At 30.1% G+C, this 11119-nt stretch carries 11 protein-coding genes; 5 read left to right on the top strand and 6 right to left on the bottom strand.

All coding sequences use genetic code 11. From position 1 onward, the window contains the following. Positions 1-34: 34 nt before the first annotated feature. Genes M890_RS0107220 through M890_RS0107195 form a run of 6 tightly spaced genes read right to left on the bottom strand, consistent with a single transcriptional unit; the run spans position 35 to position 6555 of the window. Positions 35-1180: an acyltransferase family protein gene (locus tag M890_RS0107220; RefSeq protein WP_028282891.1), complete on the bottom strand. Its 1146-nt coding sequence runs from the start codon at positions 1178-1180 to the stop codon at positions 35-37. A 17-nt stretch (positions 1181-1197) separates the two neighbouring features. Next, positions 1198-1386: a GldL-related protein gene (locus M890_RS0107215; RefSeq protein WP_028282890.1), complete on the bottom strand. Its 189-nt coding sequence runs from the start codon at positions 1384-1386 to the stop codon at positions 1198-1200. 1 nt (position 1387) lies between these two features. Next, positions 1388-2341, bottom strand: coding sequence for an AAA family ATPase (locus tag M890_RS0107210; RefSeq protein ID WP_028282889.1), 954 nt, complete (start codon positions 2339-2341; stop codon positions 1388-1390). Between the two features lie 9 nt (positions 2342-2350). Continuing rightward, positions 2351-3799: a peptidylprolyl isomerase gene (locus M890_RS0107205; RefSeq protein ID WP_028282888.1), complete on the bottom strand. Its 1449-nt coding sequence runs from the start codon at positions 3797-3799 to the stop codon at positions 2351-2353. Next, positions 3762-4613 carry a hypothetical protein gene (locus M890_RS0107200; protein ID WP_028282887.1) on the bottom strand — a complete coding sequence of 284 codons (852 nt, stop codon included), beginning with the start codon at positions 4611-4613 and terminating at the stop codon, positions 3762-3764. The genes M890_RS0107205 and M890_RS0107200 overlap by 38 nt, the downstream gene beginning before the upstream one ends. Before the next feature lies 1 nt (position 4614). After that, positions 4615-6555, bottom strand: a complete 1941-nt coding sequence (locus M890_RS0107195; protein ID WP_232219139.1) for a peptidylprolyl isomerase — start codon at positions 6553-6555, stop codon at positions 4615-4617. Between the two features lie 264 nt (positions 6556-6819). On the opposite strand from M890_RS0107195, the gene M890_RS0107190 reads away from it, so the two are divergent. The 5 genes from M890_RS0107190 (at position 6820) to M890_RS0107170 (ending at position 10967) form a co-directional block, all read left to right on the top strand. After that, a complete protein-coding gene (locus tag M890_RS0107190; protein ID WP_028282885.1) occupies positions 6820-7272 on the top strand; it encodes an SRPBCC family protein in 453 nt (150 codons plus the stop codon). A 1-nt stretch (position 7273) separates the two neighbouring features. Further along, positions 7274-7510, top strand: coding sequence for a hypothetical protein (locus tag M890_RS0107185; RefSeq protein WP_028282884.1), 237 nt, complete (start codon positions 7274-7276; stop codon positions 7508-7510). A gap of 226 nt (positions 7511-7736) precedes the next feature. Continuing rightward, positions 7737-9581 carry a PLP-dependent aminotransferase family protein gene (locus M890_RS0107180; RefSeq protein WP_028282883.1) on the top strand — a complete coding sequence of 615 codons (1845 nt, stop codon included), beginning with the start codon at positions 7737-7739 and terminating at the stop codon, positions 9579-9581. Positions 9582-9698: 117 nt separating this feature from the next. Further along, on the top strand, positions 9699-10019 hold the full coding sequence (locus M890_RS0107175; RefSeq protein WP_028282882.1) for a hypothetical protein: 321 nt from the start codon (positions 9699-9701) through the stop codon (positions 10017-10019). Between the two features lie 102 nt (positions 10020-10121). Then, complete coding sequence (locus M890_RS0107170; protein ID WP_028282881.1) at positions 10122-10967, top strand: aldo/keto reductase; 846 nt, start codon at positions 10122-10124, stop codon at positions 10965-10967. Positions 10968-11119: the final 152 nt, after the last annotated feature.

Raw genomic sequence — 11119 nt, 5'->3', positions numbered from 1 at the left:
TTAGATGCTATAAAATAATAAATTAATAAGAAAATTAGTTTTTGAACCAACGCTTGTACCTTTTAGAATCTCTAAATTTTAGAATTGGATATTCAAAAAACGTGAATAACAGATAAGAAAATACAAAAGTAAGTGCCAAATACAATAGTAATACTCCAAATTTTCCTATAAGAGATAATTCTGAAATTTGAATATATCGTTGGAGACTTAATAACACAATAGAGTAATTAATTAGGTATATTGAATAAGACCATAAGCTGATATTAGTTATAGGTTTTAATAATACTTTATTGGATTTCCAATTAGAAAACATGGGAAACGTCAATACAATACTTATTGCAAGCAGTGATAAATAGTAAACATTAAAAAACGTACTAAAACTATCAGGATTTAATTTATTAATTAAAATATAAACATGTGTAACAACAAATAATATAACTCCAATTATAAAACTGACAAACCTAAAACGTAGCCATAAATTAGTGTAATAAAATCCAAAAAAAGCACCTAAAAAACCATAGTAAATACTATCTAATCTAAAAACGACAACCTTGCGCAAAGATTTACTCCATGAAAAATTTTCTGGTAGTATTGTTACATTAAAATCAAACAAAAATCTATGATAAATCGCACTAGCGATTATTAAAAGTGAAACTACTAAAAATGACCACTTATTTAACCTTTTAAAGAAAATCCCAAGGATAATTAGTAATACAGGTCCAGCTATGTAAGCAAACTCCTCTATGGTTAAACTCCAGGATTCTGTAAAAAAGTCAGGTTGCTTTTGAGAGAGGTTTTGAAGAAAAAAGAAATACTTAAATAATTGATTTGGCAATTCTGCATTAAATAGCAATATCAAACCTATGTTTATAAGCAAAACTAGATAGTAGTTTGGTAAAGTCCGCAACCAACGTCGCATCCAAAAGTTTGCAAAATCCTTAAAGGATGTTTTATTATTTTCAATATGTTTTATTAAAATAGTACCAATTAAAAAACCACTTAAAACAAAAAATAGATCTACACCTATTGTTCCAAAAAACTGTATGGTTTTTATAATGTTGGATTGAGACTCAGGAAATAATAACAACGTGCTATGAGAACATAAAATCAAAATAATAGCCAATGCTCTAACAACATCTAAACCAAATATTCTTTGTCTGTATGTTGTTATAGTTTCCAATAAGTAAGGGTAAATAACTACTGTCTAGCTACTTTAATTAGTTTAATTATACCTAAAAAAATGGCACAAAATTCTACAAAAGTACCTGCTGTTAATAATAGGTTTCCATTTGGTTTATGCTGTATTTTAAACATAGCACCAATAATGGTTAGAATAATACCTATAATTAAAAGTAATAACGGAACTTTAAATTGTTTTAAGCTCATATTAAAAAAGGCTTTTAATAATATGCTCTATAGTAATACCTTCAGCTTCAGCTTTATAGTTTTTAATCATTCTGTGACGTAAAATACTAGTTGCTACAGCCTGAACATTTTCTATATCTGGAGAAAATTTACCGTTAATGGCTGCATGTGTCTTAGCTGCTAAAATTAAGTTTTGCGAAGCTCTAGGACCTGCTCCCCAATCTACATACTGTTTTACTAAATCTGATGCAGCATCACTATGTGGTCTGGTTTTTCCAACCATAGTAACAGCGTATTCAATAACATTATCTGCTACAGGAATACGTCTAATTAGTTGCTGAAAGTCTGTAATTTCTTGAGCTGTAAATAGCGCATTTACTATTGGTCTATGATCTGATGTTGTTGCTTTAACCACATCTACTTCTTCTTGAAAAGTAGGATAATCAAGATTTATAGCAAACATAAAACGGTCTAATTGTGCTTCTGGAAGTGGATAAGTCCCTTCCTGTTCAATTGGATTTTGTGTGGCTAAAACAAAATATGGTAAATCCAGTTTATAATGATGACCAGATACTGTTACAGCACGTTCTTGCATAGCTTCTAATAAAGCTGCTTGTGTTTTAGGTGGTGTACGATTAATCTCATCTGCTAAAATAATATTTGCAAAAATTGGTCCTTTTATAAACTTAAATTGTCTGCTTTCGTCTAGGATTTCGCTTCCTAAAATATCACTTGGCATTAAATCTGGTGTAAACTGTATACGTTTAAAATCCAGTCCTAATGCTTGAGAAATTGTATTAACCATTAACGTTTTAGCTAATCCTGGAACACCAATTAATAAGGCGTGACCTCCAGAAAAAATAGAAATTAAAATCTGATTAACAACATCATCTTGACCTATAATAACCTTTGCTACTTCTTGTCTTAATGCATTATATTTTGTTACCAGAGATTTTACTGCTGCAACGTCTGACATATGTTTTACTTATTTTTTTAACCAATTACTACTAAAGTCACAATCTCTGTGTGATTCGCTTATTTTAATGTAAGTGTCTAATATTTTTTCGTTTTGCCACTTACCTATAGCGTCAAATTGTTTTTCGTTTAAAGCTAATTGCTTAATTTTTAAATAATCGCGAGCATAATCTGCATCATGTTCATCTATTCTATCTGTTACTGTAATTAACTTAAACTTGATATTACCTTGTCTGTCAGAATCTGTTAAAACCTCACTAATAGTATTGTTTTCTAGTCCTTGTAATTGACCATATAATTCTGGATCCATTCTAGTCAATTCAAAATTATAATCCTGAGTTTGTGGATTAATTAATTGACCACCTTGGTATTTAGTTTCTTTTTCGTCACTAAACTCTTTAGCAGCTTCGGCAAATGTATAATCTCCATTAGTAATCTCTGCTCTGATTTTCTCAATTTTTTCTTTAGCTTCTAGGATTTCTTCATCAGAAATTTCTGGGACTAATAGTATGTGACTTACGTCATACTCTTGTCCTCTAATTTTTTCTAAATAGATAATATGGTAACCATAATCTGTAGCAAAAGGCTCTGATATTTCTCCTTCTTGTAAAGAGAAAGCCACATCTCTAAACTCTTTAACCATTCTAGGTTTAGCTCTATTCATAGGAGGTAATTTTCCTCCTGATTTTTTAGAGCCTGGATCTGCAGAATAAAATGCTGCTCTTGATCTAAAACTTTTACCGTCTTCTTCTATTTCTCTTTTAAATTCTTTTAGTCTATCTATAACACGTTGTTTTTCCTCTTCGCTTACTTTAGGCTCAATTATAATTTGCGCTACTTTTAATTCTGTTCCAAATCTTGGACGTTCTTCTTTTGGTATTTTATTAAAAAATTGACGTACTTCTTCTGGAGTAACTTCAATGTCTTCAATAATTTTCTTTTGCATCTCTGAAGCTAACTTATTGCTTTTGTTAATTTCAAACATTTCTTCTCTAAAACTAACCTCGTCTTCTTTTTTATAAAACTTAAGCAACTCATCCATGTTACCATTAGTTTGTTGTAAAAACTGTTGTACTTGTTGGTCTACGTATGAGCGAATTTCGGCATCACTAATAACAATACTATCTTGAATTGCGTGATGTGCGTATAATTTATCCTCTAATAATTTACCAAATAATTGACAACGTGATACACCTTGTATGGATGCTCCTTGTGCTTTAAGTTGTAAAATCATTTTGTCAATATCACTATCTAAAACAATGTAATCACCTACTACTGCAGCAACACCATCTACTTTAAGTGCTCCACCTGTATTAGTGGTATCTTTAACTTGCTCTTGTGCTGTTTCGTCAATTATTTCTTGAGCTGAAGTAGCAAAAGTTGCTAATAATATAAACGCTAAAGCATGTAACGTTTTACTTTTAATTGTAAATTTCAAATTGTTTGTTTTTAATGGCATCTTTAGTAATGTCCTTTTCTAATTGTTTTATTAATTCCAATTTTCGTTTGTTGATAACGATTTGGTTAATGGTTGGTCTAACGTACTCCAATGGAGCAGTATCGTTTCGTAACAACACATTATTTATTTGCATCAAATATAATCCTAATGAGTCTTTGAGTTGTATAAAATTAGATTTTTTTAACAATTCATTTTTGTTATCTAAAGTCACCACAGGAATTTTATTAATGGCTTGATCAACCCTAATCCATAAAGAGTCTTTTAATGAATAGGATTTAAATTGTATTGAAATTGAATCTAATTCTTTTTTATCTGACTTGTTAAAGCGTTTAAACTTGGTTTTAATTTTTTCTAAATCTAAACGATTTGCTTCAACATTAATATATCTAAATTGAATTAAATCTTCATTTAATTTAAAGGCTTCTTTGTTTAAATCGTAATAAGCTGCTGCTTCTGTAACAGATACTGTGGTATCTAAATTTTTAGAGACTAACGCTTCAATATAAGCTTTGCTATATAAATCGTTTTTATATTGTTTTATTAATCTGTCAAATTTTTCAAGCTTTGCATCGGACAAATTAACTTGTGCGTTTTGCACAAATAACTGCTGTGTTGCCCATTTTGTAATAAAATTATTAGCAAAAATGGTACTATCAGATTTACTTAAGTTTTCTGGCAATGCCTTTTTTAAATCACTTGTATATAAAAAAACATCCTCTACTCTAGCAATAGCATTTTCTTGTTGGGCTGGTTTAAAATAGTCACAAGACCATAAAATACCAACCATGATTAATATGTAGCTTAGTTTTTTCAATTTATTTTAGTTCTTCTTTTACTTGTTGTAAAGCTTCAGTGTTTATTGTTACTTTATATTTATTTTTTAAATCCAAAAGCCAATCTTTTTCTTTTTGCTCTTGAAAATCTGATACTACACTTCCTTTTGCTTGCTCAAATGTTTTTTGGGTTTTTGGCAGCACACTATTTACTTTTACTACACTGTAAGCATCGTTATGCTTAAACACATTAGACACTCCAGCTTTTAAATTTAATCCTTTTGGTAAAGCTTGGTGTGTAGCGTCCAAAGTATCGATGATAAAACTAACATTTATTTGATTATCAACGTTAATTTGTTTTTTAATATTATCTGTAGACCAATTTTGCTTTAATAATTTTGACACCTTTTTAATTACGCTTTTTTTGGCTGAAGACGCTACAATTGCATCTACTCTGGTATCATAATAATAGTTTGATTTGTGATTATTGTAATACGCTAACAATCCTACTGAGTCTTGTTTTGCTGCGTTCCAAATTTGGTTTTCCATTAAATCAAATAATAACAATCCATCACGATACTCGCTTAGTATTTGTGCGTATTCTTGATTCTCAGATTCAAGATTTTCTTCTTGGTAGGCTTTTAAATTAGTTTCAACAAAAACTTTAAAATTATCATCAACTAATTGGTTTAATGGTACTTTAGCTTGACGTCTACGTTGACTTTTAAATAAAAACTCAGCAAATTCAATTTGTAATATTTGCTTTGTACCAATAGTTAGTAAAGTTTCGTCTCCTTTAAATCTTGAAGGAATTGTCCAATTACTTGCAAAATAATCATCCGATAGGATATTGACAATAGGCGTTAAGTCTACTGTTGTCAAATCAACATTATATGTTTGTAACAAATTTTCAATACGCTTTTCACTAATAACCTTAGACCTAGAGTCTCTTTTAATTTTGTTTTTTAATTCTAATTCTAACTCCTCAAAAGACTGTATACCCTTTTTATCAATCAGTTTGATAATATGGTACCCAAACTCAGACTTAAACGGTTTAGATATATCTCCAACGTTTGACAACGCAAATGCTTGTTCTTCAAAAATTTTAGAGCTTAACTGTCCTGCAGAAAACGCATTTAATTTTCCACCATTACTACTTGAGCTTTTGTCATCCGAAAACTGTTTAGCTAAAGCACTAAAGTCCTCGCCTTGCTTTATTCTTTTATAAATTTCGTTAATGCTACTTTCTGTAGTTTGTTCAGCTTTATCACCTGCTAACATAATATGTGCAACGGTTACGTCTCCTCTATTTTTGCGTTTGTTGTTTACAAAAACAACATGGTATCCAAATTGGGTTCTAAAAGGTTGTGACCATTGCCCAACAGCTGTATTGTATGCTGCATTTTCAAAAGGATACACCATCTTAAAGGCAGTAAAAAAGCCTAATGCTTCTGCAAATAATGTTTGACCATTATGGACGTCTTTTTTAACCACCTCAAAGCCCTCATTAATTGCACGACCTCTTAACTTTTGTATTTCCTGGTAGGCTAATAATGTATCTTTTGGGCTAGCATTTTCATCAATTTTAACTAAAATATGATTCGCGTCTACTTCTGTTTGAAGTCTTTGGTAAGCCTCCTCTATTAACTGATTGGTAACTTTACTATCGTTTAAGTAATTTTTAGCCAATTGGCTTTTATAACTTGAAAATTCTCTTAAATAGTTTGGTTTTTGATCCATACCTAAAGCTTTAGCTTCGGCAATTTTAAGTTTGTATTTAACAAATAAGTCTAAATAGTTATCAATATCTTTTTGAGAATCGTCCTTAACTAAATCTAGATTTTTACTATAGACTCTTTTAAACTCTGATGTATAAACAGGCACATCATCCACAGTAAATAAAACTGTATTAGTCTGCGCATTTACGAATAAACAAGAAAAGAAAAAAGAAAGGAATGTAATACGTAAAATATTCATTTTCATAATTAAGCCACATTTGTTAGCAATGTCTGCAAAAATAGTAATATTACACTATTAAACAATGACTTTTAAAACGATACTTTAAAGTAATTAGTATTGCTTTTATATAAGTTTTAGTTTTAAAATCAATATTAGGTTTTTTAAAATTTTAAAGCTTTATTAAAAGTTGTTTTATTACAAAAAACCTATATTTACCAACCAACGTATATGTTAGTGATAGTGTATTTTACCATCGCTGTATGTTAAAGTTTATGTATATATTTTTTTATGGAATACACGGTTAAAGTCTTAATTAAAAAACCCATTGAAGACTGCTTCTTGATGTTGCAAAATCATGAATGTAGAAAGCATTGGCATCTTGGGCTTACTAGTTTTGAGCACTTAAGCGGTTTACCTAATGAAGTTGGAGTGCAAATGAAACTGAATTACACATTTGGAAGACGTGAGATGAGTCTTATCGAAACTATAACATATATTGAAAATAATAAGACTATTCACTTTAATTTTGATTCTGCAGGAATGCATAATATCCAAAAAAACTACTTTAAAGTTATAGATGATAATACTACTTTATGGACTAGTATAAACCAATTTGTGCCCACTACATTTGCTAAGCGTTTAATGCTACTGTTAATGCCTAAAGCTTTTAAAATACAAACTGAAAAGTATTTATACGATTTTAAAAAATATATTGAAAACGGGATTTCTGTTACAGAATAATATGAGAAAACTTAAATTAATTTGGGATTTTAGAGGTCCTGACGCTTTAAAAATTGCACAACACCACGAAATACATCTTAAAGAGTATATTACTTTAGAAAAAACTGAATTAAATATTACAGGTTTTGAACAACTTAATGATATGCATAGTATTGCTTTTATGGTTGTAAATGAAACAGAAATGAAACCTATACGTGATGCCTTAAAACCACATCGTGGACAAGTATACTCTGAATAATAAAAACTAAAATTGTAATTAGACCATTACAAATGTAAACATCAAGCCTTAAGATTAGTTAAATATTTATTAATTATAATCTTCAATTTTAAACTAGTAATCTAAGCTTAAAACGTCTAGTATTACTGGTTAAATTAGATACCATTTAAGGCTTCAACATAACGTTTTCGTCTTTTAAAACAAATCTAATTATTGTACCTTGCACTCCTATTTTAAAGGAGCAATCATGAACAATAATAAAATGCTAAATTATATTAAAGATGTACTTCAAAACATGCCAACTGGCTGGTTGAATATAACAACGCATCGCTTAGATATTTACAACGAAAAATTAGCTAAAACAGAGTTTTTAGATCAATTTGAAAACCTATACAAAAATAATAATGCTGATGCTACAGCATTAAACCAATTACCAACTGCTTACGATTATATTAGGCTAGGTCATCCACTATCTTGTGTATTAGAATGGGTTATTGCAGACTTAAATAATTTAAAGCCTGAAGCGGTTATAAGTTTTTCATCTAAAACCACTCCCATATTATCTGTTTTAAGAAAAAATCTTTTAGACAATAAAAAAACGCAAATCAATTTTGTTGGTCAATTACCAAGTATTTTTGATGCAGACATCTTGCGTACAGTTTATGGTTATAATTTTGAATTAAACCAAGTAAACTCGGCTGAAGACATATCTACTTTTCATGGCAGCACCATCTTTATCAATCAACAAGACGGGATTTGTCATACAACGCTAAACAATAACATAGACTTTACCGTTAACTTACACACTGAATTAGGAAGTGTTTTATTAGTTAATGGTGAACATAATGCATCTTATATATCTGACATACAACATGTAAGAAGAAGAGAAACCATTGCTATGACACCAGTAAATTGTTTAGCTGCTTTAAACGACTTGATTAATGACACCACATCTGATTATACTAGTAGTACTTTACAATCTGATAAGACTAAGGTTTTAGCTTCCATCAAAGAGATTACAGGATCACCTTCTAAACCGTTAGTAGGTTCAAGTGGATTATCAATCCAATATGCTATCATGATGGGATTAATACATCATGCGTTAATAAATCATAAGGGAAAAGACATTAAGTTTATTGTACCTCCAAACTGTTATGGTGGTACCAACGATCAAGCCAGACGTGTTGCTGCTTGTATTGACAATGTAGAAGTAGTGGATCTACCAGTAGATGGTGACAATGATATGGTAACAAGTATTGATACCGTTTTAAACACCATTGCTAGTCAAGATGCAGTACCATATATAATTGCAGAAATACCAACAAACCCAAGAGTTGAAGTTCCTGATCTTTTACAATTAAAGGCTGCATTAAGTAAAGTTAGACACACACCAAATGGTGATATAGCAATAGACCCTGTTTTTATTTTAGATCAAACCTTTTGTCCAAATGTATTATTTTTAGGTGAAGACAAAATTTTATCTAGCGTTAGAACCATATCTTATGCAAGCGGATCAAAATTTCCTAGTGGTGGACATTGTACAGCTGGTTATTGTGTAGGTAATACTAAAACGCAAGACGTAATGGTACATATTGAAAATCATTTAGCACTTTGTGATAATGAAGCAACTAATCTTCAATATGAAATCTTAGCAAAGCAATTACCTTCAATGAATCAAAGAATTAAAGAGGCTTACATTAATACTCGTGAGTTTGTTAATTTTATTCATGATACGTTACCAGAAGCTAAAATAAATTTTGTATCAGAAGAACTTGCTGCACAAGATTTTACACCTTCTGTTTTCTCGTTAGATCTTCCAACAAAAGGAAACACAGCTCAAGAAAAAGAAGAGTATAAGAGAGCTTTAAATTTAAAATTGATAACCTTAATGATTACCCAAATACCAAATGAGAGTAAATATTGCGTTAGTTATGGTCAATTAAATGGTTGTTATTGGACTATTCCTGCAACCTCAACACAAGGGACAACTAAAGAAGGTGATAAAGATTACATCGTACGTGCCTCTTTGTCTCCTAATCTAGATTTAGAACTTCACAAAAAAGTATTTCTAGACTTTGTAAAAAGTATGTAAACACCTTATTATAAATCAAAAAAAAGCGTGACCTCAAGTCGTGCTTTTTTTTATACCAATTTTAAACATTACTAAAATAGATTAACTTAGTATTTATCTAATTTAAAATTCCAATTTATGATTCAAATTAAAAACAAGATAGTTTTACTTTTAAGCTTTATACTATTAACTTGGTCCTGTGCCAATACCAAAAACAATACTTCTAATTGTTTAAATAGTGTAAAAGGCACATTAGTTAATAAGACTGGTTTAGATGGCTGTGGTTGGATGATTGCATTACAAGATGGTAAAACAGTAAATCCAACTAACCTAAATAGCTTTGATGTTAAATTAATAGATAATACTAAAATCACTTTTGGTTATAAAGAAAAAAACGACCTATTTGATACTTGTATGTCTGGTAAAATTATCGAAATAACATGTTTAACCCTTGACTAGCTAGTAACGCTAAAACCTTGTTAAAACAGTACAAATAGTTTAAAAAAAACAACATTAATCTTACCTTTAAATAGTACTATTTTAATCATTAAAACTATTATTATGAAACAAATACCCTTAAACGATGGCAATCAAATTCCACTAGTTGGATTTGGAACTTATAAATGCACAGAGCAAGAAGGTATAGCATCCGTATCTACTGCTTTATCTAAAGGCTATCGGTTATTAGACACAGCTGCTATTTATGGAAATGAAGAAGCTGTTGGCAAAGGTATTAAAGCTAGTGGTATTGATAGAAAAGATATATATATTACCACAAAACTTTGGCGAGAAAATTTAGGCTATCAATCTGCTAAGGACCAATTTAATAAATCCTTGCAACGATTAAATGTAGACTATATTGATTTATACTTAATCCATTGGCCTGCTAACGCTAAAAACTACGATAATTGGCAACACGCTAATGCAGAAAGTTGGCGCGCAATGGAAGAATTACAAGCTGAAGGTAAAATTAAATCCATAGGAGTAAGTAATTTTTTTCAAGAACATTTAGAAGCGTTATTTAAAACTGCAAAGGTTATTCCTGCTGTTAATCAAATTGAGTTTCATCCAGGTTATTGGCAAAAAGAATTAACTGAATATTGTCAATCAAAAAATATAACTGTTGAGTCTTGGTCTCCTTTAGCACGAGGAAAAGTATTTGATAATCAACTTTTAAAGGACATTGCCAAAGCACATCAAAAATCGGTTTCACAAATATGTCTTCGTTGGATTACACAGCATAATGTTATTATTATTCCAAAATCTAATTCGCCAGAAAGAATTGAAGAGAATATTAATATTTTTGACTTTGAACTGTCTGAGGACGAAGTGAAACAAATAAACCACCTCCCAAAAATGGGGTTTAGTGGAGAGCATCCTAATTTTTGGCCTGACCGTATTAGTTAATTAAGATAAATGTGATGCTATACAATGTAAAGCACAACCTAAGCGTTGTGCTTTTTTTTATCGTAATGTGTTAAAAAACATTAGTAAAAAGTTAAATCATTTTGACTTAAATTATTATCTGTTATATTATTTAAATCAGATTAATTAACCCA

Origin of the sequence: Olleya marilimosa CAM030, assembly GCF_000518485.1 — a bacterium.
GTDB lineage: Bacteria > Bacteroidota > Bacteroidia > Flavobacteriales > Flavobacteriaceae > Olleya > Olleya marilimosa.
Note: the sequence above shows the minus strand (reverse complement) of the source record. Positions and strands in the feature narration are given on the sequence as shown.